Below are 24,906 nucleotides of genomic sequence, written 5' to 3' on the forward strand. Positions count from 1 at the left end.
AGCCGGTCGCGTGAGCGCGGTCGGGCTCCGGTCGGGCGCATCCGCCAGCCGATCCGCAGGGCCTCGACGGCCGGAGTAGACCGGTCGATCCGGTGCGTTCGGCCCCGTTCCGGGGTGTCTCCCGGAATCTCGACGGGGGAGGCAGTGGGTAGGGTCGTCGCGTGACGAATGAGACGAGCAGCTACGCCCGCGCAGGAGTCGACACGGCGGCGGGTGATCTCGCGGTCGAGCTGATGAAGGCGGCCGTGTCGGCGACCCACGACCGCAACGTGCTCGGCGGAGTGGGCGGTTTCGCCGGCCTCTACGACGTGTCGTTCCTGAAGGAGTTCCGCGCGCCCCTGCTCGCGACCTCGACCGACGGAGTCGGCACGAAGGTCGCGATCGCGCAGGCGATCGACAAGCACGACACCATCGGCCAGGACCTCGTCGGCATGGTCGTCGACGACATCGTCGTGGTCGGCGCCCGGCCGCTGTTCATGACCGACTACATCGCCTGCGGCAAGGTCGTGCCCGCGAGGATCGCCGACATCGTCGCCGGGATCGCCCGGGCCTGCTCCGCCACCGGCACGGCGCTCGTCGGCGGCGAGACCGCCGAGCACCCGGGCCTGCTCGGGCCCGACGACTACGACGTCGCGGGAGCGGCCGTCGGAGCGGTCGAGGCGGATGCGGTGCTCGGCGCCGATCGGGTGCGCGACGGCGACCTCGTGATCGCGATGGCCTCCTCCGGTCTGCACTCGAACGGCTTCTCGCTGGTGCGGCACATCCTCGCCGAGAAGCGGATCGGCTTCACCGACCGCTCCGACGAGCTGGGCGGGGTCGTCGGCGAGGTGCTCCTCGAGCCGACGCGCCTCTACACCGCGCCGCTGCTCGCGGTGCTCGACGACGACGCGCTCGGGTCGGCCGTCCACTCGATCAGCCACGTGACGGGAGGCGGCATCGCGGCCAACCTCGCCCGGGTCCTGCCGCGCGGCTCCTGGGTCGAGCTCGACCGGGCGTCGTGGAGCCCCGCCGACGTCTTCCGCGCGCTCGCGGCGATGTCGGGTGCCACGCTCGAGAGCACCGAGGGCACGTGGAACCTCGGCATCGGGATGTTCGCCGTGGTCTCCGACGACGCCGCCTCCGCGGTGATCGCGGCCCTCGAGCGCTCGGGAGTGCCGTCGTGGGTCGCGGGTCGCGTCACGATCGGCGAGCGCGGGCTCGACGGCTTCGAGCAGGGCGCCAAGGGCGTCGACGGAGGCGCGGTGCGGCTCGTCGGCTCCTACGCCGGCTGACCCGGAGACCGTGAGCGCGCGGCTCAGGCCGAGCGGCCGCGCATCCCCGAGCCCTGCCGGCGCTCGGCGCCGTGCTCGCGCTCCCAGGCGTGCTCGTGCCGGGTCAGCAGCCGCGACCCCCACGCGCACAGGACGAACGCGGTCGCCGTCGCCAGCAGCGCGGCGATCCAGGTCGACGCGTCGCGGCTGACGAGCAGGTTCGCGGAGGCGACCAGCACGCCGAACGCCGATCCGGTGCTCGTGCCGAGGACGAAGGCGCGGTCGCTGCGGCTGACCGCGCGGGCCGACACCATCCCGGCGACGGCTCCTGCGCCGCCGGCGACTCCGATGCCCGCTCCGGAGGCGATGCCCATCAGCATCCCGAAGCTCACGAGCGCAGCGGCGTCGAGCGACCCCGACAGCAGGGCGGCCGGCAGGTACAGCACGAGGGCGACCGCGGCGCCCACGGCGCCGCCGACCAGGATCGCGCCGACCAGCAGCGCGGCAGTGACACAGCTGATCCGTGCCACAGGGCGCACGGATCCTTCGGGTTCGAACATCGCGGCTCCATCGACGCGAGCCCGCGGGTCGTTCCACGGGCCGTCCTCGGACCCTACGCCAGCGCGGCCCGTCGCGGGAGCACCCCCGCGGACCCGTCGTGAGACGGGCGGGGATCGGCGGAGGTCAGGGGACGAGCCCGCGGTCCATCCAGAAGAGGCCGAGCGCTGCGACGGCGGCCGTCTCGACGATCGCGCCGGAGCGGACCAGGTCGGCGACCTCGCGGTCCGAGAACCACCGTTGGACCATGTCCTGCTCGGTGGCCTCGCGCTCGTGCTCACCGTGCTCGAGATCCTCCGCGAGGAAGATCTCGACCGACTGGGCCACGAAGCCGTAGGCCTCGTTCAGCCGCCCGAGGTGACGGAGGCGGCCCGCCCGCAGTCCCGTCTCCTCGCGCAGCTCGGCTCGGGCGAGCGCCTCGGCGTCGCCCCCGGCCGACCCGTGCGGCCAGCCTCCGGCCGGGAACTCCCACGCCCGCCGCCCGATGGGATAGCGGTACTGCTCCACGAGCCAGAACCCGTCGCCCTCGCGCGGCAGGACGAGCGCGTAGTCGGCGCGTTCGACGACCGAGTACACGCCGGTGCTGCCGCCGGGCCAGAGCACCTCGTCCTCCCGGACGCGGATCCACGGAGTCTCGTAGGCGATGCGCGTCGACAGCTGCTCGACGATCGGCGCCGCCCCGAGCGCCCGCGGACGCCTCTCGGCGTCACGCACGCTTCTGGTGCTGCTCCTCGACGAAGTCGGTGTCGTCGCCCTCGTCGTCCGAGGGGTCGATCCACTTGGAGTAGTCCGGCTCGTCCGGGTGGCTGAGCTCGCGCTCGAGCGCACTGTAATCGACCGCCGGGCTGAACGACTTCAGCTCACGAGCGATCTTGGTGTTCTTTGCCTTCTGACGGCCGCGCCCCATGGGTGACCCCCTCACGATGACAGGCCAGACGGGCGGTGAGCCAGCTGGGGAAAAGAAGCAGACAGAGAAGAATGAAATCTAGCCGGTAGTTTAGCAGACGGGCCATCCGCCACTCCGGGCCGTCAGCCGCCGGACGAGAGCCGCCCCTCGACCCCGTTGGGAGCACCGTGACCCGTGCTCTCGATCCGCGCTCTGCCGTGGTGATCGGTGCCGGCCAGGCGGGGCTCTCCGTGGCCTACTACCTGCGCCGTCTGGGGCTGCGACCGGGCTCCGACTTCGTCGTCCTCGACCGCGGGCCGCTGCCGGGAGGGGCCTGGCAGTTCCGCTGGGAAGCGCTCCGGCTCGGCTCCGCGCACCGCGTGCACGACCTTCCCGGCATGGACACGATCGGCCTCTCCTTCGCCACGGCCGACCGCCGACGGCCCGCGAGGGACGTCGTCACGGAGTACTACCGGCGCTACGAGGACGCCTTCGAGCTCGCGGTGCAGCGACCGGAGGCGGTGCGCAGCGTCACGAGTGCGACGCCGGGCGACCGCTCGGCGGATCTTCTCGTCGAGACGGAGCGGACGACCGAGCGGACCCGGCTCCTCGTGAACGCGACCGGCACCTGGGGCTCGCCGTTCGTGCCGTACTACCCCGGGCGCGAGCGCTTCCGCGGGACCCAGGTCGACACCACCGAGTACGTGCGGGCCGCGGACTTCGCCGATCAGCAGGTGATCGTCGTGGGAGGCGGGACGTCGGCGATCGGGTTCCTCCTCGAGCTCGAGCGCGTCGCCCGCTCGGTCACCTGGGCGACCAGGCGGCCCGTCAGCTACCGCGACGGCGAGCAGCTCGCCCTGGAGTCGGCCGTCGAGGCGGTCGCGGAGCAGGACCGCGCGGCCCGGGCAGGGCGCGCGCTCCCGAGCATCGTCAGCGGCACCGGGGTGCAGCGCACGCGTCGGGTGGTCGCGGGGATCGAGCGGGGTGTCCTGCGCGAGCACGAGATGTTCCGCTCCCTCGAGGAGGACGGCGTGCGCTGGCAGGACGGGTCGTTCAGCCGCGCCGACGCCGTCATCTGGGCGACCGGGTTCCGCCCCGAGCTCCGGCATCTCGCGCCGCTCGGGCTGCGCGAGCGCGAGGGCGGCGTCGCGGTCGTCGACGGCGCCTCCGTCACCGATCCGCGCGTCTTCTTCGCGGGCTACGGGCCGACGGCGTCGACGATCGGAGCCAACCGCTCCGGTCGCCGGATCGCCCGCGCGGTCGTCGCGCGGCTGTCCTGAGGGCGGAGCGTCGGCCTCGTCAGACCCTTCCGTCCCAGTCCACGGGCACCACGGAGCCGCGGTACCGGATCCCGTCGACGCGGATCGCGCCGGCCAGCGCGGGCGTGAGCGGCGCGACGGCGAGGGTGCCGCCTCCGGGAGCGAGACCCAGGGCGGCGGTCAGCACCGCCACCGCCGCAGCGGCCGACCACGCCTGCGGCCGGCACGACGACGGGTAGGGGACCGGAGCGGGCGCCTCGGCGGCCGGATCGCCCGAGTGCAGCTCGGGCATGCGGTAGCCGAACCCCTCGGCGGCGGCGAGGAGCCCGCGCGAGAGGAGCGTCGCCTCGGCCCCGAAGCCCTCTCGGGCGAGGCCGGTGACGGCGATGGCGGTGTCGTGGGCCCAGACCGAGCCCCCGTGGTACGAGAGCGGCCAGTAGCCGGACGAGTCGGTCGACAGGGTGCGCAGGCCGTACCCCGACGCGAGCTCCGGCGACACCAGCAGCTCCGCGACCCGCGTCGCGTGCTCGCGCGAGAGGATCCCGGTGCCGAGCAGGTGCCCGATGTTGCTGGTCACGGTGTCGACCGGGCGCTTCCGGGCGTCGAGGGCGATCGCCGGGTGGCCGCCGTCGGGGGTCGCGATCCAGAACGCCTCGGCGAAGCGGGCTCGGAGGGCGGTGGCGTACTCGCGCCACTCGGCGCCGTCGCGGCCGAAGTGCTCGAGCAGCGCCGCGCCACCGACGGCCGCCTCGTGGGCGTAGCCCTGCACCTCGCAGAGCGCGATCGGGCCCTCGGCGAGCGAGCCGTCGCGCCACTGGATCGAGTCGCCCGAGTCCTTCCAGCCCTGGTTGGCGAGGCCGTGCCCCGTCGTGTCGATGTACTCGAGCAGACCGTCGCCATCGGAGTCGCCGGAGTCGCGCAGCCAGCGCAGCGCCGCCTCGAGCGCCGGCAGCAGCGCCTCGACCTCGTCGTCGGGCAGTCCCCAGCGCCACGCGTCGTGCAGGAGGCAGATCCAGAGCGCCGTCGCGTCGACGGTGCCGAAGTAGAGCGGGGGCAGCGACACGCCCTCGCCGGGGATCTCGAGCGTCGTCGCCCGCAGCTCGTGCATGATCTTGCCGGGCTGCTCCGCCGTCTCGGGGTCGTCGCGGGTGCCCTGCAGCCCGGCCAGCACTCGGAGGGTGGAGCCCGCCAGCTCCGTTCCGAGCGGGAGCAGCATCCGCGCCGCCCAGATCGAGTCGCGGCCGAACAGCGTGAAGAACCACGGGGCGCCGGCGGCGAGGAACGGGTCGCCCGGGCGATCGGCGGTCACCATCCGCAGCGCGTCGAGGTCGTCGAGAGCGGCGCGGCACCAGGAGGCGAGACGCGAGTCGCCGGTCTCGACGGTCGTTCCGAGCCACTCGGCCGGGCCGGGTGCCGCGGCCACGACGGCGGCGCTGTCGGTCACGTCGATCCTCCACGCGACCTCCACCGAGCCGCGTGCGGGGACCACCACGTCCCAGCCCACGGTGGCCGCTGCCGCGCCCTCGATCACGGCGCCGACCGCCGTCACGACGGCGCGCGCGGTGGCGTGGCTCCACTCGAGGGAGTCGCCGTCGACGGTCGTCGCGATCGCGACCTCGTCGCGGAGCCCCGCCTTCACGACGTGCACGAGCGAGAAGTCGGCCTCGAGCGCGAGCTCGATCCGGGTGGCGACCGGTTCGGGCAGCGCCGACTCGAGCCGGAGCGTCTCGTGCAGCGATCCGGCCGACACGGTCCGGGTGCGGACCAGGCGGATCAGCGGGTCGGCGGACGGGTCGTCGAGGTGCCGGGTGAGTGCGGTGAAGCGCGCGGAGGAGGCGCCGTCGCGAGCGGCCGAGACGGGCTCCGGCCGGTGCCCGCCGACGAGGAGCCGGGCGCCCGCGAGCACTCGGACGTCACCGTGGTAGAGGCCGTGGATCGGCAGTCCGCCGAGCTCGCCCGCCTCGTCGGACCAGAGCTGGGACGGGGCGCGGAGCAGGACGACGGCGTCGTGGAGGAGCGGCTGGAGGGGCGGGCGGTTCTGGTCGTCGCGCTCGGTCGTCACGGTCGACTCCTCACTGAATCGTCGGTACGGCAACGGCGTCGGGCGGTCTCCCGGTTGACACCACCGCGGTCGGAGGTAATGTAGCACCCGGATTGGATCGATCAAATCGGGACTTGAACGCCTTGGTTTGAACGATCAAAGCCGCTCGCCGTCGAGGAGGACGCATGGCACTGCCGACCGTCGCAGACGTCGCCCGCGTCGCCGGAGTCTCGCGGCAGACCGTCTCGAACGTGCTGAACAGCCCCGCGATCGTGCGCGACGCCACCCGCGAGCGGGTCGAGAAGGCCATCGCCGAGCTGAAGTACCGCCCGCACGCCTCCGCCCGCCGCCTGCGCACGCGCAAGTCGGGCACGATCGGCGTCCGGATGGACCGGGTGCTCGACGGCGTCTCGGGCAGCCTGCTCGACCGGTTCCTCCACGCGGTCACCGAGCAGGCCGACGCCCGCGGCATGCGCATCCTGCTCTACACGGCGAGGACTCCGGAGGAGGAGATCGCGCAGATCGGACGGCTGCGCGACGGAGCCGATGTCGACGCCTTCGTGCTCACCTCGACGTTCTACGGCGACCCGCGCACGGCCTGGCTGATCGCCGAGGGCGTCCCCTTCGTGACCTTCGGCCGGCCCTGGGGAGTCGACGACGAGAACGACCCGCAGCACCTGTGGGTCGACGTCGACGGCGCCTCCGGAGTGGCCCAGGCGACCGAGCACCTCGTCGCGAGCGGCAGCACGCACATCGCGTGGCTCGGCTGGCCCGACGGCTCGGCGACCGGCGACGACCGTCGCAGCGGCTGGGAGCGGGTGCTGCGCGAGCGGGCGCCCCTCGCCCCACTGACGGTCGCCTCCGCGGAGGACGACGTGCAGAGGTCCCGAACGGCCGCGATCGCGCTCCTCCGGGACTCCCCGGAGGTCGACGGGCTCGTCTGCGCGTCCGACTCCCTCGCTCTCGGCGCCTCGATGGCGGCGATCGCCGTCGGACGGCCGCAGCTGCCGATCGTGGGCTTCGACAACACCCCGGTCGCAGCGGCGGTCGGCCTCTCGAGCGTCGAGCAGGACCTCGACGCGGTCGCCGCCGGCGCGCTCGAGCTGCTGCTCGGCGAGGACGGGGACGACATCGTCCACCGCGACCTCGCCCCCGGCGAGGCGCACCGCCTCATCGAGCCGCACCTCGTGGTGCGGACCCCGCCCACGCACCAGCCCTGACTCCCCACCGACCCCGACCTCCGGCCCGCTCGGCGCGGCCGGCGCACCTCCACCCCACCCCCACGAAAGGCCAGATCATGACACCCACCCACACCGCGGCACGATGGGGTGCCGCGCTGCTCGCGAGCGCGACGATGCTCACGCTCGCCGCCTGCTCCAGCGGAGGCGCTACCGACGGGTCGAGCGACTCGGCCGGCCTCACGGTGATGATCGGCTCCTCCGGAGACGCCGAGACCACCGCGGTCACCGACGCGGTGACCAGCTGGGGCGAGGAGAACGGCACCGAGGTCGACGTGGTCGCCGCGAGCGACCTGACGCAGCAGCTCGGGCAGGGGTTCTCGGGCGGCAACCCGCCCGACCTCTTCTACATGAGCTGGGACCAGTTCCAGACCTACGCGAGCAACCGCTACCTCGAGCCGTACGCTCAGGACGCCGAGAACGCCGACGCCTTCTACCCGGCTCTGCGCGACGCGTTCACCTACGACGACCAGTTCTACTGCGAGCCCAAGGACTTCTCGACGCTGGGGCTCGTCATCAACACCGACCTCTGGGCGGCGGCCGGGCTCACCGACGCCGACATCCCGACCGACTGGGCCTCGCTCGAGTCCGCCGCGACGACGCTGACGGCCGACGGCGTCGCCGGGCTCTCGTTCGGCGCCGAGTACGCCCGCATCGGCACCTTCATGAACCAGGCCGGCGGCTCGCTTCTGTCGGAGGACGGTGAGACGGTCACGGCGGACACCCCCGAGAACGTCGCCGGCCTCGCCGAGGTGAAGAAGCTCCTCACCGACGGCACGCTGAAGTTCCCGGCCGACCTCGACTCCGGCTGGTCGGGCGAGGCGTTCGGCAAGGGCGCCGCCGCGATGGTCATCGAGGGCCCCTGGATCAACGGCGCGCTCGCGGCCGACTACCCCGACGTGAACTACACGGTGGCCGAGCTCCCCGCGGGCCCGGGCGGGAAGTCGACCTTCACGTTCAGCAACTGCTGGGGCATCCCGGTCGGCAGCGAGACCGCCGAGCAGGCCGAGTCGCTCGTGACCGCGCTCACGTCGGACGAGCAGCAGCTCGCCTTCTCGGACGCCTTCGGCGTGATCCCCTCGACCGAGACAGGAGCCGCGGAGTACGCGACGAAGTACCCCGAGAACGCGGCGTTCGTGACGGGCAACGACTACGCCGTCAGCCCCGTCGCGTTCGCGGGTGCGGCCACCGTGATCACCGACTTCAACTCGGCGCTCGAGGGACTGGCGACCGGCGATCCGGAGGCGATCCTCGCCGACCTGCAGACCAACCTGCAGGACGCGCTCGACACCGCCAACGCGCAGTAGTCCGACTCCGGGAGGCGGCGGACCCGACCGCCGCCCCCCGGGCCCACCCGCACACGAATCGTCGAAGGAGACGCATCGATGAGCACCACCGTCGCCCCGCGGAGGCGCCGCTCCGGCATCCGCGGGCACGAGGCCCGCTACGGCTGGCTCTTCACCCTGCCGGCGATCCTCGTGGTCGGCGTGTTCCTCGTCGTGCCCATCGGGCTCGCGCTCTGGGTGAGCGTCAGCAACTGGAACGGCCTCGGCTCGCCGCTCGGTCCGACGGCGCAGTTCGTCGGCACCGACAACTACCGGGCCGTGCTGATCGACTCGGGACTCGCGCAGAAGGACTTCGGCACCGCGATCCGCAACAACGTCTACTACGTGCTGCTCGTCGTCCCGTTGCAGACCGCGCTCGCGCTGTTCCTCGCCGTGCAGGTCAACCGGCGCGTGCTGCGCGGGCGCGGCTTCTTCCGCACCGCGTTCTACTTCCCCTCCGTCACCTCCTCGATCGCCATCACGGTGATCTTCCTGTTCCTCTTCAGCGCCTCGGGCGTCGTCAACGCGGTGCTCGGCTGGTTCGGGGCCGACGGCCCGACCTGGATGGCCGATCCGACCGGAGTCCTGCACACCCTCCTCGGGCTGATCGGCCTCGACGGAACGGGCTTCGGCGGCGCGGCCCCGCTCGGACTCACCTGGTGGGACTGGCTGTCGGGCCCCTCCGTCGCGATGTGCGTGCTGATCACCATGGCGATCTTCACGACCTCGGGCACCTTCATGCTGCTGTTCCTCGCGGCACTGCAGAACATCGGGTCCGAGATCGACGAGGCCGCGCTGATGGACGGCGCAGGTCCGCTGCGGAAGTTCTTCTCGGTGACGCTGCCGATGCTGCGGCCGACCCTCTTCACCGTGCTCACCCTCGGCCTCATCGGCACCTGGCAGGTGTTCGACCAGATCTACCTCACCGGAGGCGGGTCGCCGGGCAAGACGCTGCTCACGCCGGCGTTCCTCGCCTACGAGTCGTCGTTCACCGATCTGCGCTGGGGCCAGGGCGCCGCGATCGCGTTCATCCTGTTCTTCATCATCGTCGTCCTCACGCTGCTGCAGCGCGCCCTCCTCCGCGAGAAGGGCGAGCCGCGGCGCCGGGCCGCCCGCGCCGACGCCGCGACGACCCTCACCACGGGAGGTGTGCGATGAGCACGCTCGTCGACTCCGGCACCGCAGCCACCGCCGACACCGGGCACGAGGAGCCGCCGACGCGGATCCCGCACCGGCGCGTCCACCTCGGCGCCCGCGGTCGCGCCTCCCTGATCGGCGGGTACCTGCTGCTGATCGGACTGGCGCTGGTCTACATCTACCCGTTCCTGATCTCGGTCGCCTCGTCGTTCAAGACCGACTCCGATGCGACCGCCAACCCGCTGTCGCTGCTCCCCGCGACCTGGTCGTTCGCCTCCTACGAGCGCCTGTTCACCGATGTGCCGCTGCCGCTCTGGACGCTCAACTCGGTGATCGTCACGGTGGTCGTGACCGTCGGACGGGTCTTCTTCGACTCGCTCGCGGGCTACGCGCTCTCACGGCTGCGCTTCCGCGGTCGGGGGCTGCTCTTCGCGCTGTTCATCGGCGTCATGAGCGTGCCGGGCGTGGTGCTGCTGATCCCGCGGTTCCTGATCCTCAAGCAGCTCGGGCTCTACGACAGCTACGCGGGGATGATCGTGCCGTTGATCGTGGACGCCGCGGGCATCTTCATCATGAAGCAGTTCTTCGACTCGATCCCCGCGTCGATCGAGGAGGCCGCGCGGATCGACGGCGCGGGGGTGTTCCGCACGTTCCGATCGATCGTGGTGCCCATGGCGCGGCCGGCGATCGTGACGCTGTTCATCCTGTCGTTCCAGGGCTCGTGGAACGAGTTCTCGCACTTCGTCGTGTCGAGGCAGTCGCCGGAGTTGAACACGCTGACCACCGGAGTCGCCTCGCTCGTGTCGGGTCAGCTCGGCACCGGCAACCAGTACCCGCTGCAGCTCGCAGCTGCGGTGCTGATGTCGATCCCGGTCGCCGTGCTCTTCTTCGTCTTCCAGAAGCGGATCATGAACACGACGGAGGGCGCCGAGAAGGGCTGAGCCGCGGACGGAGCGAAGGGGGCGCCCCGCCGATGCGGAGCGCCCCCTTCGCTCGTCCTGCCGCTACTTCGCGAGGAACTCGAGGACGACCCGGTTCCACTCCTCCGCGTGGCTGACGTTGACGCCGTGCGGGGCGCCGGCGACGACGTGCAGCTCGGAGCCGGGGATCGCGGCATGCGTCCGCGCGCCGGAGCCCTCGAACGGGACGGTGGCGTCCCCGTCGCCGTGGATGACGAGCGCGGGGACCGAGACCTTCGGCAGGTCCTCGCGGAAGTCGGTGGTCGCGAACGCGGTCATGCAGGCCAGCGCCGCGATCTTCGACGACTGCTTCGCGAGGGCGAGCGCGTCCTGGCGCTGCGCCTCCGTCACCTTCAGCTCGCCGTCGACCGAGAAGAACTCGGTCGTGAACTGCTCGTAGAACGAGTCCTGGTCCTTGGTGAGTCCGGCGGTCATCCCGGCGGCGGCCGACTTCTCGAGCGGGCCGTCGGGGTTGTCGTCGGTCTTCATCAGGTACGGCGGCACTGCAGAGGCGAAGACGACGCTGCGGAGGCGCTCGGCGCCGTACTTCGAGAAGTAGCGGGCGACCTCGCCGCCGCCCATCGAGAAGCCGACGAGCGTCACGTCCTGCAGGTCGAGCTCGGTGAGGAGCGTGTGCAGGTCCTCGGTGAGGGTGTCGTAGGTGTAGCCGGTCAGCGGCTTGTCGCTGCGGCCGAATCCGCGACGGTCGTACGTGACGACCCGGTAGCCGGCGGCCGCGAACGCCGGGACCTGCTCGCTCCACGACTCGCCCGAGAGGGGCCAGCCGTGGATCAGGACGATCGGACGGCCCGAGCCGCCGGTGTCGTCGACGTGCAGGTCGGTGTCCTTGAAGAGCCCGTGGTGGGCGGTGATCTCTGCCATGAGTCGTGCTCCTTCCGGCGCCGAGCCTCGGCGTCATCGTCTGTTCGAAGCAGTCTGACCACGCGGATGGGGAGGACGCCGAGAGGGGAGGGACCCTTGACAGCCCGGCGCGGAACTGGCAGCCCTCAGGGCGTCGAGGCGCTCGCGAGGACGGCAGCCGCGAGCTGCTCGAGGGCGGCCCGCAGCCCGGCGAACGCGGGATCGGCCGGTCCGAGCCGGGTCTCGAGGACCGCGTTCGCGGTGGCGACGACGACCGGGAGCGCCGTCGAGAAGGCGACCACCGGGCGGCGGAGGGGGGCGGGGACCCGGACGAGGAGCTCGAGCCGGGAGCTCTGCGCGCGCGTCCGGAGGGTCGAGGCGGCACCGCCGGGGAGTGCGGCGAAGCGGCCTCGGGAGAGCTGCTCCGCCACTCCCCTCGCCGAGAGCGCGGCCGTGCCCTCGAGCGGGACGAGCAGCAGGACGAGGCCGGGTGCGACCGAGGAGGGCCTGCGGAGGGACGCCGCGCCGTGGGCGAGACGGCGGACCGCGAAGCCCGGTTCGGCGGCCTCGTCGGCGTGCAGCAGCAGCGGAGCGGGTGCGTCGGCATCGACTCCGCGCTCGGCGAGCCACGCCAGGGCGAGGGAGTCGGTCAGGGTGGTCATGCGGGGCGGGAGGGGGTGGGCGAGCGGTTCATGGAGGCTCTCGGTGCGGAGGCGGTTCGGGTGTCGCCGGAAGTGAGCAACCATCACTTTACCCGCGCTTGCTCATCCCCGCGCCCCCCGTCGCGGCGCGTCCCCTCCCGGACGCACGAATGCCGCCCCGGCGCGGACACGAGTCCACGGGCGGGGCGGCATCCGGGTGCTGCCGGTTACTGGAATCCGCCGCCGCGGTCCTCCGGGTCCTCGATCGGGTCGGAGTCGGGCGCGTCGAGGGAGTACGTCACGTGGACGGACTCGCCGACCTCCTTCGCCGAGACGGAGGTGTAGACCAGGTGCGTCTCCTGGCCGTCGACCGCCGCATAGACGTCGACCTCCTTCTCGTAGCCGCCGTCGGTGCTGACGCGGGTCTCGGTCTGGCCGTCGAACGGCCCGCCCTGGAAGAAGGCGAGATAGCTCTCGCCGTCGGAGAGTGCGCGGATGTCATTGCTCATGCCCCTAGTCCTACCACTGCGAGCAGAGCGTCCGCGCGGCCTTGCCCTCGGCCTACGGTGGAGGGATGACCGTCGTGAGTGCTGAGCCGATCGAGATCCTGCGCCGGCGCACGAGCGCCAAGTGGCGCCTGTTCGCCGCCGACGTGCTGCCGCTGTTCGTCGCCGAGACCGACTACCCGCTCGCCCCCGTGATCGCCGAGCGGGTCGTCGAGCGCGTGCGCGCCTCCGACACCGGCTACGCGTTCGGGCCCGGTCCCCTCGCGGGGGCGTTCGCCGCGTTCGCCGAGCGCCGCTGGGGCTGGCAGGTCGATCCGGCGCACGTGCGGAGCGCGACCGATGTGAGCGTCGCGATCGTCGAGACGCTGCGCGTCCTCCTCGCTCCCGGCAGCCGGGTGGTCGTCACGCCGCCGGTGTACGCGCCGTTCTTCGAGCTGATCCCGGAGGCGGGGCACGAGGTGGTCGAGGTCGCGCTGCTCGAGGAGTCGGGCGCCCACCGACTCGATCTCGGCGGCATCGAGCGCGCCCTCGCGGCCGGGGCCGCGGCGGTCCTGCTGTGCAACCCGCACAATCCCCTCGGGCTGGCGCATCCGGCCGCCGAGCTCGCCGAGCTGGCGGTGCTCGCCGAGCGCTACGGCGCGCTCGTCGTCTCGGACGAGATCCACGGGCCGCTGGCCCGATCGAGCGACGGCTTCACGCCGTTCCTCTCGGTCTCGGAGGCGGCGGCCAGGGTGGGCGTGGGCGTCACCTCCGCGAGCAAGGGCTGGAACCTCGCGGGGCTCAAGTGCGCCCTCATCGTGACCGCCGACGAGCGCCTCCGTGCGGTGCTCGAGCGGATGCCGGAGGAGGTCGCCTGGCGGACGGGCCTGCTCGGACTGCACGCGAGCGTCGCCGCGTTCGAGGAGGCGGAGGACTGGCTCGACGGCGTGATCGCGTCGGTCCGCGAGAGCGGAGCCCTGCTCGAGACCCTGCTCGCCCGGCAGCTCCCCGTGGCCCGCTACCGACCGCCGGGGGCGGGCTACCTCGCCTGGATCGACCTGCGCGGAGCCGGGCTGGGGGACGACCCCGCCGCGGTGATCCTGGCGGAGGGTCGCGTGGCGCTCACCTCGGGACTCGACTTCGGTCGCGAGGGACGCGGCTTCGTGCGGCTGAACCTCGCCTGCGCTCCCGAGGTGCTCGAGGAGGCGGTGTCCCGCATCGCCGCGGTGGCGCGCTGAGGGGCGCCCGCGCCTCCGCCCGGAGGTGGGCGAGAACGTAGGATGACGGGGATGACCATCGGACGCCGCATCTTCCTCTCGGGGGCCGCCTCGGGGGTCGGCCTCCTGGTCCTCGCGGGGTGCACGCCGCCGCGTCCGACACCGACGCGATCCGTCACCGAGGCGCCCGTCCCCACTCCGAGCACCACGGCCGTCCCGACGCCCGCCGCCTTCGTGCGCTCCGACTGGGGCGCCGATCCCTACGCTCTCGGCGCCGCCTCCTACCTGGCGGTCGGGGCGACGCCCGAGCACCGCGAGGACCTCGCGCAGAACGTGCTCGACCGTCTCTTCTTCGCGGGCGAGGCCACCGACACCGACGCGCCGGCGACGCTGCAGGGCGCGTGGAACTCCGGTGTCCGAGCGGCCGGTGAGATCGCCGCGATCGCCGCGGACGGTGAGCGCATCGCGATCATCGGAGGGGGGCTCTCGGGTGCCGTCGCGGCGCGCCGCCTCGTCGACGCCGGCTACGACGTGACGCTCGTCGAGGCGCGCGAGCGCGTCGGCGGCCGCATCGCCACCACCACTCCCGACGGCTGGCCGATCGCGGTCGACAGCGGCGCCTGGGCCCTCGTCGGGGCCGGCCCCGCGCTGCGGGAGAGCGTCCTCGACGCGGGCGTCTCCACCTCCGCCGTCGACCTGGCGACGGTGCTCTCGGTGACCGACGACGGTGCCGAGGTGGACACCGGCTCCACCGGACCCGACGCGCTCACGCGCGCCCTCGAATGGGGCGCCGAGCAGTCGCGCGACCTTCCGCTGGCCGAGGCGCTCGCCGGGTCCGGAGCGCCGGATCCCGCGAGCGCGGAGGCGGGAAGCGGCGACGGCGACTCGCAGCGGGTCGCCGCCTACCTGGCGGGCGGTGCCGCCCTGCGCACGGGCGCGGCCGCCGCCGAGCTGTCGAGCTGGTACGGGCTGGGCGACGCGTCGGCCGCGGTCACCGCGGAGGAGCTGAGCGACGCCTCCGACGACGCCGACGCCGTCGTCACCGACGGTCTCGCGCCGCTCGTCGAGACGCTCCTCGCCGACGTCGAGGTGTCGCTGCGGGCCGCCGTCAGCGGCATCGGCTACGACGAGGACGGCGCGAGCATCCGGCTCGCGACGGGGGAGTCGTTCACGGCCGACCGGGTGCTCGTGACCGTCCCGATCGGCGTGCTCAAGACCGACGCGATCGTGTTCGACCCCGCACTCCCGTTCGCGCACCGCACCGCCATCGCCGCCCTCGGCTCCGGTGTCGTCGACTCGCTCTGGCTGCGCTTCGACGAGCCGTTCTGGGACACCGGGGCGGTGACCGCGGCACGCTGGTCGCTGATCGGCTCGGACGCGGGCATCACCGAGTGGGTGAACCTCGAGCCGGTCACGGGAGAGGCCGTGCTCGTCGGGCTCGTCGGCGCCGATCAGGCTCTGTCGCTGCAGGCGCTGAGCGACGACGAACTGCTCAGGGTCGCGCAGACGGCGCTGGAGCCGTTCGCCGCCGTCTCCGGCTGAGCTGCTCGCGCAGGCGCGACAGCGGTCCTCGCCACTCGGTCGTCCTGGGTGCTCCGAAGGGGCGCACCCGGCTGAGCGCGACGACGAAGGCGGCGATGCCCGAGATCAGGCCGAGGACGATCACGTCGTAGAGGACGAAGGCGACCGGCCCGTCGACCTGACCGGGGTCGAGGAAGAAGTAGGGGTACCAGCCGATCAGCGCGCCGCGCACCAGCGTGACGACTCCCCAGACGATCGGGAAGCCGAGGACGGCGAGGGCCGCACGCCAGCGCACGGGCCGCCGGCCGGGCCCGAGGAGCCAGTCGAGGACCGCGAGCGACGGGATGACGAAGTGCAGCAGTGCGCTCGACCACGGCACGTCGACGCGCACGCCGCGGTTGTTCGCCTCGACGGCGATCAGGCCGAAGACGATGCCCGAGACGACGAGATAGGTGAGCACGATCGCGCGGAGGGTGCTGAGCCACCGCGGCTCCCGCTCCCGGGCGAGCGCGACCAACCCGGAGAGGCCGAGGACGACGACTCCGGCCATGTTCGACTGCGTCGTGAAGTAGGCGAAGAAGTTGTCGATCTGGAAGGCGCGGAACCCGAGCGTGTAGAGGAAGTCGGCGACGAGTCCGACGACACCCAGGCCCGCGAGCGCGAGTCGGAGGATCGCGAACGCCTTCCGCACACCCGCTCCGATCCGTCGCACCCCGCCCGGCGGGCCGGACCACCGTGTGATTCTACGGTCGCCTCGATCGGAGCTCCCCGATCGGGCGACCGCTGACCGGGAGGTCCGGGATAGCGTGCACTATGCCGTTCACGCCGAGTCACGCCGTCGTCGCTCTGGCGTTCTCGAACGGCCGCGTGCCGGCCGCCGCCGTCGCCATCGGCGCCATGGCCCCCGACATCGGGCTCTACCTGCCCGTGCGGTGGGCGCGGGAGTCGACCCATTCGCTCCTCGGCGTCGTGACGCTCGACCTGCTCCTCGGCGCGGTGGGTCTGCTCCTCTGGAGCGTGCTGCTCGCGCCGGCCTGGCGCGATCTCGCCCCGTGGCTGGTCAGGGTGCGCCTGCGACCCCCGCCGCGCCGGCCGCGGGGCGCGCGGGCGTGGGCCACGACGCTGCTCCTGTCGGCGGCGGGGCTCGTCATCGGCTCGGCCACCCACGTGCTGTGGGACGGCTTCACCCACGCGGGCGGGCCGTTCGTCGCCGCCGTCCCGTTCCTGCAGGAGGAGTTCGGACCCTTCCCCGGATACAAGTGGGCGCAGTACGCGAGCGGGGTGCTCGGGCTGCTGGGGCTCGGGATCGGCGCGGCGGTCTGGTACGTCACTCGGCGCCCGCACCTCGTCGAGGCCGACGCCCGGGGCCCGATCCGCCTCGCGGCCTGGAGTGCGGTGCTCGCGGCGGCGATCCTCCCAGCCGGCATCGTGCTCTCGAGCACCGGGCTCGATCCGCTCGAGGAGGCGTACCGCTCCTTCGTGGTCGACGCCGCGATCCTCACGGTGGCCTGGACCAGCGCCGCGGTGGTCGTGGTCGCCGCGCTCTGGCGGCTCGGAGTGGCCGCGGCGCCCCTGCCTGGGGTGGACGCGGATCCGTCGTGAGGAGGATGCGGCAGTCCATAGCCTGCCGATAGCTTCGAGGTGGCCCGTTGGGGCGGGCCGCCTTCGGGGGAAGGCACAAGGGGAAATCGAGGGCCCGCAGGCTGAGCCGCGGGCCCTCTACCCGTCCCGGCGAGGGCCCAGGGGCCGTGCGGTCAGCGGCGCTTGGCGCGGGCGCGTGCCGCCGCCGAGGGGCGCGGCTGGGGGCTGCGCGGGGCGCCCTCCCCGGCGGCACCCTTCGGGAGCACCGAGGCGGGCGGGATCGGCCGGCGAGTGACCGGGCGGACCGGTTCGCCGCGACGCGTCTGGCCGGGGATCGGGCGCGAGCGCCGGCCGTAGATCAGCTCGGACGAGTCGAGGAGCCAGGGCACCAGCGCGACCGTCACGCCGTGCACCAGGAGCAGCTTCTGGCGGATCCGACGCGACTTGTGGTTGTGGAGCGGGGTCTCCCACCAGTGCCCGACGATGTACTGCGGCATGTAGACCGTGATGATCTCGGAGCCGTGCTCGAGGCGGTGCATCTTGATGTACTTGATGAGCGGGTACGAGATGTCGCGGTAGGGCGACGCGATGCAGCGCAGCGGGACCTCGATGTCCATCCGCGCCCAGTCGGCCTTGAGCTGCGCGGTCTGCGCGTCGTCGATGGAGGAGTGGACCGCCTCCAGGGTCTCGTGCCGCGCGGCGATGGCGTAGTCGAGGGCCTTGAGGGTCGGCTTGTTCATCCGGCCCACCAGCACGATCGCGTGGTCGCCGTTGGCGCCGAAGGTCGTGGTCGGGTCGACCTCGATCTCCTTCTCGACGTCGCGGTAGTAGCGGTAGACGCCCGCCATCAGGAATCCGAGGATCGGCATCACCAGGTAGACGAGCCAGGCGCCGTGGGTGAACTTGGTGATCGTGACCACCACGAGCACGGCGAAGGTCAGGGTCGCGCCGAACAGGTTGATGCCGAGGCTCGTGTAGACGGTCCGGGAGCCCTCGCCGTTGCGGATCATGCGGATCCAGTGCTTCACCATGCCCGACTGGCCCAGCGTGAACGAGACGAAGACGCCGATGATGTAGAGCTGCACCAGGCTCGTGAGCGAGGCCTGGTAGACGAGCAGGATGATCGCCGCGACGAGCGCGAGGATGATCACGCCGTTGGAGTAGATGAGGCGGTCGCCGCGGGTGTTCAGCGACTTCGGGGCGTAGCCGTCGCGCGCGAGGACCGAGCCGAGCAGCGGGAAGCCGTTGAAGGCCGTGTTCGCGGCGAGCAGCAGCACCGCGGCGGTGGCGGCCTGGATCACGAAGAACAGGATCGTGTTGTTGCCGAAGGTGGCGGCGGCGACCTGCGCGATGACCGAGCGCTGCGGCGTCGTCGCGCAGTCGGCGAAGCCGACCAGGTCGCACGCCCTCTCGGCGTAGTGCACGTTCGAGAGGAGCGCGAGCGCCGTGAGACCGATGAACAGCGTGATCGCGATGCCGCCCATCGCGACGAGGGTGCGCTGTGCGTTCTTGACCTTGGGCACGCGGAAGGCGGGCACGCCGTTCGAGATGGCCTCGACTCCGGTGAGGGCGGCGCACCCGCTGGCGAACGAGCGCAGGAGGAGCAGGATGACGGCGGCCTGGGTGAGCTGCTCGCCCTCGACGGTGTAGCCCGCCGACTCCGCGACCGGGGTGTCGCCGAACGCCGTCCGGGCGAGACCCACGACGACCATCACGAAGACGCTCGCGACGAAGAGGTAGGTGGGGACGGCGAAGGCCTTGCTCGACTCCGAGACGCCGCGGAGGTTGACGGCGGCCAGGAGCACGACGAAGAGGATCGCGAGCTCGACCCGCAGTGGCGCGAGCTCGGGGATGGCCGAGATGATGTTGTCGACTCCGGAGGCGACAGAGACGGCGACCGTGAGGACGTAGTCGACGAGGAGCGCGGCCGCGACGGTCAGCCCGGCCGTCTCGCCGATGTTGGTGCGCGCGACCTCGTAGTCGCCGCCTCCCGAGGGGTAGGCCTTGATGAGCTGCCGGTAGCTGAGGACGACGACCACGAGGAGCACGACCACGCAGGCGGCGACCCACGGAGCGAAGGTGAGGAAGGAGAGTCCGCCGAGCAGCAGGATCATCAGCAGCTCCTGCGGCGCGTAGGCCACGGAGGAGAGCGGATCGCTCGCGAAGATGGGGAGCGCGAGGCGCTTCTGCAGCAGCTGTCCCTCGAGCTTGTCGCTCGGCAGCGGCTCACCGATGAAGAAGTGCTTCGCGGTGCGGAGCTCGTTGGGATCGGTGGGTAATTCCTCCGCGTCGGACGGGGGGACCTCGTGTGTCACGAGCGACGACACTACTCCGTGGCAAGGGCGAGTCAAGCCGCGTGGACGCTGGGCGAGAGGCCCCTGAACCCGCGCTGTGACCGGGGCTTCCTCCGGGTGGGCCGGGGTGTCTCCGTTCGGGTCACCGAAAAGGGGACATCGAGGGTAATCACCCCCGTACTGGGTACGCTCCCGATGCTGTGAAATCACCCGAAGTCTGTTGAAGTCGGGAGTGAGTCACTCCGATGGGGGGAGCCGGCGGCGCTCAGGCCCGTCGACGCTCGGTGCGATTCGACCGCCACGCCGCCTCCCGGCCCGTACCCGAGCCCCGCAGCAGCGGCGCGGGCGCCCGTTCGAGGCGTCCGCTCCTGGCCAGAACCGCACCACCGACCCGTCGGCCCAGACGCCGACAGAATCGACGGAACCCGTGTCCTCCCCTCGTACCGATCAGGCCACCGCGCCGCCGGCCCGATCCCTCCTCCGCCGTGCCGCGGCCCTCGTGACGGCGTTCGCCGTCGTCGGCGGCCTCGCGCTCGCCGGCTCCGCCCCGGCCCAGGCCGCCACCTCCGGCCGCTACCTCGTGACGGTCGACTCGAAGTCGGTCTCGCAGCAGCTCGTCGACGCGCTCGGCATCGCCGACGAGATCCAGTACGAGGGAGGCGTCGCCGGCTTCACCGCGACCCTCACCGAGCGCCAGAAGGCGATCCTCGAGTCCGACTCCCGCATCCTCGGCGTCGCCGCCGCGGATCAGGTCGTCGAGGGCCAGGCGCAGACCATCCCCTCGCACGTGCTCACCGCCGAGGCCGACAAGGCCCCCGTGCGCGCCGGCGACGGGGTCTCGAACTACAACGGCCCCGCGGTCGCCGTGATCGACTCGGGCGTCAGCGCCCACCCCGACTACAACCTGGCCAAGCAGGTCAACTGCTTCGGCTCCGGATCGGCGGAGGACGCCAACGGCCACGGCACCGGAGTGTCGGGCTACATGGCGGCGCTCGACAACAGCGTCGGCTCCGTCGGCATCGCGCCCGGTGCGCCGATCTACTCGGTGCGTGCGCTCGACAAGAACAACCGCGGCGACACCTCCACCCTGATGTGCGCCCTCGACTGGGTGTCGGCGAACGCGAAGACCTACAACATCAAGGTCGTCAACATGTCGCTCGCCACCTACGGCACCGACGACGGCAACTGCGGCCGCTCGAACGGCGACGTGATCCACCAGGCGATCTGCGAGCTCGAGAGCAAGGGCATCGTCACTGTCGGCTCGGCCGGCAACACGACCGAGGACCTCGCGGGCTGGATCCCCGCCGCGTACAACGAGACGCTGGCCGTGACCAACATCGCGAACTACGACGGCAAGCCCGGCGGGCTCGGCTCGGCGCCCTGCGGCGTCCAGACCCGCGACGACACCCCCTCGAACACCAGCAACTTCGCGGCGTCGGCCTCCGACCAGGCCCACACCATCGCCGCTCCCGGCATGTGCCCGTACACCACCAAGAAGGGTGGCGGGTTCGCCTACATCCAGTCGGGCACCAGCATGGCGGCCGCTGCGGTCTCCGGCGTCGTCCTCGACTGCCTGAGCTCCGGCGGATCGTGCGTCGGCAAGAGCCCGGCCCAGGTGCGCGCCCAGGTCATCGCCCAGGCGAAGGCCGCGACCAACCGAGGCCGCACCTTCCAGGGCGACCCGACCCGCGGAACCGCCGGCCGCTACTTCGGCTACATGGTGAGCACCGTCCCGACCGGAAGCGCTCCGGAGCCCACGGCGACTCCGACCGCGTCGCCGACGGCGACTCCGACGTCGACCCCGAAGCCCACGGCGACGCCGACGGCCACCCCGACGCCGACCCCGACCTCCACCGCGGTGAGGGACACGGAGAAGCCGACCGTGCGCATCACCTCGCCCGCGTCGGGCACGACGATCTCGGGCTCGATCCGACTCGTCGCCTCCGCGAGCGACAACGTGGGAGTGACGGCCGTCGCGTTCTACGCGGGCTCGACCAAGCTCGGCAACGGAGTGAAGCAGTCGAACGGGACGTGGACGCTCTCGGCGAGCTCGGCCTCGTACCCGAACGGCAGCTACCAGGTGACGGCCAAGGCGCAGGACAAGGCGGCGAACGTGGGCACCAGCGCCGCGATCACGCTGCGCGTCGCGAACTAGCGGTTCGCCGGTAGCAAGCACTGACGAAGGGGAGTGAGGGTGTGCCGCGTGCACACCCTCACTCCCCTTCTCGCGTGCGTCAGGCGCGCGTGGCCGCGCCGATCAGGTGCGACAGGCTGTCGCGGAGGGCGACGAGGTCGTCGAGGGGGAGGTCGAGCCGCTCGACGATCCGCGGGGGGACCAGCAGGGCCTGCTCGCGCAGGGCCGCCCCCTGGGCGGTGAGGGCGACGTCGAGACGCCGCTCGTCGTCGGCGCTGCGGGTGCGGGTGACGTGGCCGCTCGCCTCCAGGCGCTTCACGAGCGGGCTGAGCGTCGCCGGCTCGAGGTGCAAGGCGGCGCCGAGATCGCCGAGAGAGCGCGGACTGCGCTCCCAGAGCGCCAGCATCACGAGGTACTGCGGGTGCGTGAGCCCCAGCGGCTCGAGGACGGGCCGGTACAGCCCGATGACGGTGCGCGCCGCCACGGCGAGCGAGAAGCAGACCTGGTTCTGCAGGGCGAGCGGGTCGGGTTCCACGCGATCATCCTCTCACTCCCATCGAGCGCTAATCATTAGTACTATAATCAATATGCGCAAGAAGCCGGGCTCCCTCTACCAGCGCTTCAACGCGCGCCTCTTCCCCTGGATCGGCCCGCCGCCGCTCGGTCCCTACGACCAGCCCGAACCCGAGGCGCCCGCCGGCCGCGCGTGCCCGCTCTGCGGTCGCCCGATGTCCGAGCACTCGATCGACCGCTCAGGCCCGCGCACGCAGCTCTACTGCCCGACCGACCCGGCCTGACCCTCGCCGCACGTCCCCTTTCGAGGGCCACCACTTCGCGGGGCGCTGGGCAGAGGATGAGGCATGAACCGTCTGCGCTCCGACTCCAGCCGTGTCGTCCAGTACTCCCGTTTCGGCGGTGTGGACGTGCTCGAGATCGCCGAGGTCGAGAGGCCGAGGCCCGGGAGGGGCGAGGTGCTCGTCGAGGTGCTCTCGGCAGGGGTGAACCACATGGAGGCGTTCATCCGGCAGGGGATGTTCGACTCCGATCACTCGGCGGTCTTCCCGATGCGCCAGGGGACCGACTTCGCCGGGATCGTCGTCGGCCTCGGCGAGGGCGTGGGCGACCTGCGCCTGCGCAGCGAGGTCGTCGGCCACGCCCTGGTCGGCTCGCACGGCACGCACGTCGTCGTCCCCCGCGAGAACCTGGTGGCCAAGCCGGCGTCGGTCAGCTGGGAGGTGGGCGGGGCCCTCTTCCTCGCCGGAGTCACCGCCTGGCGCGCCCTCGAGGCGACCCGCGTCCGCGAGGGCGACACCGTCGTGGTCTCGGCCGCGGCGGGAGGCGTCGGGAGTCTCGAGATCCAGCTCGCGAAGCTCCGCGGCGCCACCGTCCTCGGCACCTGCGGGGAGCGCAACTTCGACTACCTGCGGCAGATCGGCGTGAAGCCGATCGTCTACGGCGACGGGATCGCCGACCGCATCCGGGCCGCGGCGCCGGGCGGCGCGACCGTGTTCCTCGACAACTTCGGCGGGGACAACGCCGCGCTCGCGGAGGAGCTCGGCGTCGAGGAGGGCCGGTTCCACTCCAGCGACGACCGCAAGGAGATCGAGCTGCGCGCCGTCTGGCCGGCGCCCGAGACCGCCCGGCGCGACACCGAGATCCTCGGCGAGCTGGTCGGGCTCGTCGGCGCGCAGAAGCTGCGGGTCCTCGTGTCGGGCTTCCACCCGTTCGACCACGTGCAGGACGCGTTCGACGACCTCGAGAAGCGGCACTCGCGCGGCAAGATCGTGCTCGGGATGAACCCGGTCGACTCCGCTCGGGTGACCAAGGCGCGCGATATCCACGAGGCGCGCGCGTAGCCGCCGCCAGAATGGACCCCGGAGGCGCGGCGTGCGCGCCCCGGGGAGGGGAGCGCGGTGGAGGAACCCGTCGTCGCGATCATCTGGATCGTCTCGTTCGTCGTCGTCACCGTCATCGTGACAGGCCTGTCGGGGCGGGCGAACTGGTCGGCTCCGGTCGCGCTCGTGCTCGTGGGGGCGCTCGCCTCCTTCGTCCCCGGGATCCCCGAGGTCGTGGTGGAGCCGGACGTCGTGCTCTACGGGATCCTGCCGCCGCTGCTCTACGCGGCGGCGATCCGCACCTCGGTCCTCGACGTCCGCGCCCGCGGCGACAGCATCCTCCTGCTCTCGGTCGGCCTCGTGGTCTTCACGGTGCTCGTGGTCGGCTCGGTGGCCTGGGCCGTCGTGCCCGCGATCTCGATCGCGGCGGCGCTCGCGTTCGGGGCGATCGTGGCGCCGACCGACGCGGTGGCGGTGACCGCGATCGCGGGGCGGCTGCGCCTCCCGAGACGCATGCTGACCGTGCTCGAGGGCGAGAGCCTGCTCAACGACGCGACCGCGCTGGTGGCGCTGAACGCCTCCCTCCTCGCGATCGTGAGCACCGTGACGCCAGGGCGGATCGCGCTCGACTTCGTGCTGGCCGTGGTGGTCGGCGGAGGCGTCGGCGTGATCGTCGCCGTCGTGCTCGGCTTCGTGCGCAAGCAGGTCTCGTCGTCGGTGCTCGACACGAGCCTCTCGCTGGTGACGCCCTACATCGCCTTCATCCCGGCGCAGCTGCTGCACGGCTCCGGTGTCCTCGCCGTCGTCGTCGCGGGGCTCGCCCTCGGCTTCCGCTCGCCGGTGATCCAGTCGGCGCAGGCACGCATCGCGGAGTCGCTGAACTGGCGCACGATCCAGTTCCTGCTCGAGAACGCGGTGTTCCTCTTCATCGGGCTGAGCCTCTCGTCGGTCGTCGAGGCGACGGCCGACTCGGGCATCGGCGTCTGGGACACGGTCGGCATCAGCGCGGCGGTCCTCGCGGCGCTCATCGGCAGCCGCGTGCTGTGGATGTGCATGACGACGCTGCTGTTCCGGCACGGGCCGCAGAGGCTGCAGCAGCGCGGCTGGACCTGGCCGACGGCGATCGGCGTCTCGTTCGCGGGGATCCGCGGCGTGGTCACGCTCGCGGCGGCCTTCCTCCTCCCCGAGGAGACCCCGCAGAGGGCCTTCCTGCAGTTCCTCGCGTTCGTCGTCGTGGCGGGAACGCTGATCGAGGGGCTCGCGCTGCCGCGCCTGGTCCGCGCACTCAAGCTCCCGCCTCCGAACGAGATGCAGGAGCACGTCGAGAAGCAGATGCTGCTGGCCGAGGCGCAGACGGCGGGCCTCGCGCGGCTCGACGAGGAGCCCCAGGACGGGATCGAGGAGCGAGTCCTCGATCGGCTGCGGCGCAACGCCACGTTCCTCGCCGACGCGCTCGAGAACCCGCCGGCCGACGGGGAGCCGCTCACCCGCTCCTACAACCGGCTGCGCCGGGTCATGATCGCGGCCGAGAGGGAGGCGGTGCTCAAGGCGCGCGCGGAGGGCCGGTACCAGGAGCCGGCCGTGGTCAGCGCCCTCGCGTTCCTCGACGTCGAGGAGGAGGCGCTCGCGGTCGGTCGGCAGTAGCTCGCGGAAGCAGAATCCTATAGGATCGATTCTGTTCGGC

General features: G+C 72.3%; 23 protein-coding genes. 13 read left to right on the forward strand and 10 right to left on the reverse strand.

Going from position 1 to position 24,906, the window contains the following annotated elements; translation table 11 throughout:
- Positions 1-161 precede the first annotated feature (161 nt).
- Positions 162-1,271, forward strand: coding sequence for a phosphoribosylformylglycinamidine cyclo-ligase (purM, locus tag B9Y99_RS09360; RefSeq protein ID WP_085476366.1), 1,110 nt, complete (start codon positions 162-164; stop codon positions 1,269-1,271).
- 23 nt (positions 1,272-1,294) lie between these two features.
- On the opposite strand, the gene B9Y99_RS09365 is transcribed toward purM, so the two are convergent.
- From B9Y99_RS09365 to B9Y99_RS09375, 3 genes are all read right to left on the reverse strand, one after another.
- Positions 1,295-1,810 carry a hypothetical protein gene (locus B9Y99_RS09365; protein WP_165759578.1) on the reverse strand — a complete coding sequence of 172 codons (516 nt, stop codon included), beginning with the start codon at positions 1,808-1,810 and terminating at the stop codon, positions 1,295-1,297.
- Positions 1,811-1,934: 124 nt separating this feature from the next.
- Complete coding sequence (locus B9Y99_RS09370; protein ID WP_208856922.1) at positions 1,935-2,522, reverse strand: NUDIX domain-containing protein; 588 nt, start codon at positions 2,520-2,522, stop codon at positions 1,935-1,937.
- On the reverse strand, positions 2,515-2,715 hold the full coding sequence (locus B9Y99_RS09375; protein WP_085476368.1) for a DUF3073 domain-containing protein: 201 nt from the start codon (positions 2,713-2,715) through the stop codon (positions 2,515-2,517). The genes B9Y99_RS09370 and B9Y99_RS09375 overlap by 8 nt, the downstream gene beginning before the upstream one ends.
- A gap of 167 nt (positions 2,716-2,882) precedes the next feature.
- Here B9Y99_RS09375 and B9Y99_RS09380 point away from each other — a divergent pair, with 167 nt between their 5' ends.
- Positions 2,883-3,974 (forward strand): NAD(P)-binding domain-containing protein, encoded by a 1,092-nt coding sequence (locus B9Y99_RS09380; protein ID WP_085476369.1) that lies wholly within the window; start codon positions 2,883-2,885, stop codon positions 3,972-3,974.
- 19 nt (positions 3,975-3,993) lie between these two features.
- Here the strand turns inward: B9Y99_RS09380 and B9Y99_RS09385 are convergent, their stop codons facing one another.
- Positions 3,994-6,015, reverse strand: coding sequence for an amylo-alpha-1,6-glucosidase (locus tag B9Y99_RS09385; protein WP_165759579.1), 2,022 nt, complete (start codon positions 6,013-6,015; stop codon positions 3,994-3,996).
- A 164-nt stretch (positions 6,016-6,179) separates the two neighbouring features.
- Between B9Y99_RS09385 and B9Y99_RS09390 the strand changes: the two genes are divergently transcribed.
- The 4 genes from B9Y99_RS09390 to B9Y99_RS09405 all read left to right on the forward strand — a co-directional run bounded on the left by B9Y99_RS09390 (position 6,180) and on the right by B9Y99_RS09405 (position 10,635).
- Complete coding sequence (locus tag B9Y99_RS09390) at positions 6,180-7,214, forward strand: LacI family DNA-binding transcriptional regulator (RefSeq protein WP_085476371.1); 1,035 nt, start codon at positions 6,180-6,182, stop codon at positions 7,212-7,214.
- 77 nt (positions 7,215-7,291) lie between these two features.
- Positions 7,292-8,539 carry a sugar ABC transporter substrate-binding protein gene (locus B9Y99_RS09395; RefSeq protein WP_085476372.1) on the forward strand — a complete coding sequence of 416 codons (1,248 nt, stop codon included), beginning with the start codon at positions 7,292-7,294 and terminating at the stop codon, positions 8,537-8,539.
- A 78-nt stretch (positions 8,540-8,617) separates the two neighbouring features.
- Complete coding sequence (locus B9Y99_RS09400; protein WP_085476373.1) at positions 8,618-9,715, forward strand: carbohydrate ABC transporter permease; 1,098 nt, start codon at positions 8,618-8,620, stop codon at positions 9,713-9,715.
- Positions 9,712-10,635: a carbohydrate ABC transporter permease gene (locus B9Y99_RS09405; protein ID WP_085476374.1), complete on the forward strand. Its 924-nt coding sequence runs from the start codon at positions 9,712-9,714 to the stop codon at positions 10,633-10,635. The genes B9Y99_RS09400 and B9Y99_RS09405 overlap by 4 nt, the downstream gene beginning before the upstream one ends.
- A gap of 63 nt (positions 10,636-10,698) precedes the next feature.
- Here the strand turns inward: B9Y99_RS09405 and B9Y99_RS09410 are convergent, their stop codons facing one another.
- The 3 genes from B9Y99_RS09410 to B9Y99_RS09420 form a co-directional block, all read right to left on the reverse strand.
- Complete coding sequence (locus B9Y99_RS09410) at positions 10,699-11,535, reverse strand: alpha/beta fold hydrolase (protein WP_085476375.1); 837 nt, start codon at positions 11,533-11,535, stop codon at positions 10,699-10,701.
- Between the two features lie 125 nt (positions 11,536-11,660).
- Positions 11,661-12,176 carry a hypothetical protein gene (locus B9Y99_RS09415; protein ID WP_085476376.1) on the reverse strand — a complete coding sequence of 172 codons (516 nt, stop codon included), beginning with the start codon at positions 12,174-12,176 and terminating at the stop codon, positions 11,661-11,663.
- A gap of 206 nt (positions 12,177-12,382) precedes the next feature.
- Positions 12,383-12,664, reverse strand: a complete 282-nt coding sequence (locus tag B9Y99_RS09420) for a hypothetical protein (RefSeq protein ID WP_085476377.1) — start codon at positions 12,662-12,664, stop codon at positions 12,383-12,385.
- 65 nt (positions 12,665-12,729) lie between these two features.
- Between B9Y99_RS09420 and B9Y99_RS09425 the strand changes: the two genes are divergently transcribed.
- Complete coding sequence (locus B9Y99_RS09425) at positions 12,730-13,878, forward strand: MalY/PatB family protein (RefSeq protein WP_085476378.1); 1,149 nt, start codon at positions 12,730-12,732, stop codon at positions 13,876-13,878.
- Between the two features lie 51 nt (positions 13,879-13,929).
- Entirely contained in the window at positions 13,930-15,399 is a 1,470-nt protein-coding gene (locus B9Y99_RS09430) for a flavin monoamine oxidase family protein (RefSeq protein ID WP_129587982.1), read from the forward strand.
- Here the strand turns inward: B9Y99_RS09430 and B9Y99_RS09435 are convergent.
- A complete protein-coding gene (locus tag B9Y99_RS09435) occupies positions 15,350-16,069 on the reverse strand; it encodes a Pr6Pr family membrane protein (protein WP_129587983.1) in 720 nt (239 codons plus the stop codon). The genes B9Y99_RS09430 and B9Y99_RS09435 overlap by 50 nt on opposite strands.
- A gap of 122 nt (positions 16,070-16,191) precedes the next feature.
- Between B9Y99_RS09435 and B9Y99_RS09440 the strand changes: the two genes are divergently transcribed.
- On the forward strand, positions 16,192-16,980 hold the full coding sequence (locus B9Y99_RS09440; RefSeq protein WP_085476381.1) for a DUF4184 family protein: 789 nt from the start codon (positions 16,192-16,194) through the stop codon (positions 16,978-16,980).
- Between the two features lie 152 nt (positions 16,981-17,132).
- Here the strand turns inward: B9Y99_RS09440 and B9Y99_RS09445 are convergent, their stop codons facing one another.
- A complete protein-coding gene (locus tag B9Y99_RS09445; protein ID WP_129588044.1) occupies positions 17,133-19,193 on the reverse strand; it encodes an APC family permease in 2,061 nt (686 codons plus the stop codon).
- Between the two features lie 487 nt (positions 19,194-19,680).
- Here B9Y99_RS09445 and B9Y99_RS09450 point away from each other — a divergent pair, with 487 nt between their 5' ends.
- The gene (locus B9Y99_RS09450) at positions 19,681-21,408 is read left to right on the forward strand and encodes a S8 family serine peptidase (protein WP_129587984.1); all 1,728 of its coding nucleotides are present in this window, start codon (positions 19,681-19,683) and stop codon (positions 21,406-21,408) included.
- Between the two features lie 79 nt (positions 21,409-21,487).
- Here the strand turns inward: B9Y99_RS09450 and B9Y99_RS09455 are convergent, their stop codons facing one another.
- On the reverse strand, positions 21,488-21,922 hold the full coding sequence (locus B9Y99_RS09455; protein ID WP_085476383.1) for a MarR family winged helix-turn-helix transcriptional regulator: 435 nt from the start codon (positions 21,920-21,922) through the stop codon (positions 21,488-21,490).
- Positions 21,923-21,974: 52 nt separating this feature from the next.
- On the opposite strand from B9Y99_RS09455, the gene B9Y99_RS09460 reads away from it, so the two are divergent.
- The 3 genes from B9Y99_RS09460 (at position 21,975) to B9Y99_RS09470 (ending at position 24,866) form a co-directional block, all read left to right on the forward strand.
- Entirely contained in the window at positions 21,975-22,184 is a 210-nt protein-coding gene (locus B9Y99_RS09460) for a hypothetical protein (protein WP_085476384.1), read from the forward strand.
- Positions 22,185-22,247: 63 nt separating this feature from the next.
- A complete protein-coding gene (locus B9Y99_RS09465) occupies positions 22,248-23,243 on the forward strand; it encodes an NADP-dependent oxidoreductase (RefSeq protein WP_085476385.1) in 996 nt (331 codons plus the stop codon).
- Positions 23,244-23,300: 57 nt separating this feature from the next.
- Positions 23,301-24,866 carry a cation:proton antiporter gene (locus B9Y99_RS09470; RefSeq protein WP_085476386.1) on the forward strand — a complete coding sequence of 522 codons (1,566 nt, stop codon included), beginning with the start codon at positions 23,301-23,303 and terminating at the stop codon, positions 24,864-24,866.
- Positions 24,867-24,906 lie beyond the last annotated feature (40 nt).

Origin of the sequence: Rathayibacter oskolensis (assembly GCF_900177245.1) — a bacterium.
GTDB lineage: Bacteria > Actinomycetota > Actinomycetes > Actinomycetales > Microbacteriaceae > Rathayibacter > Rathayibacter oskolensis.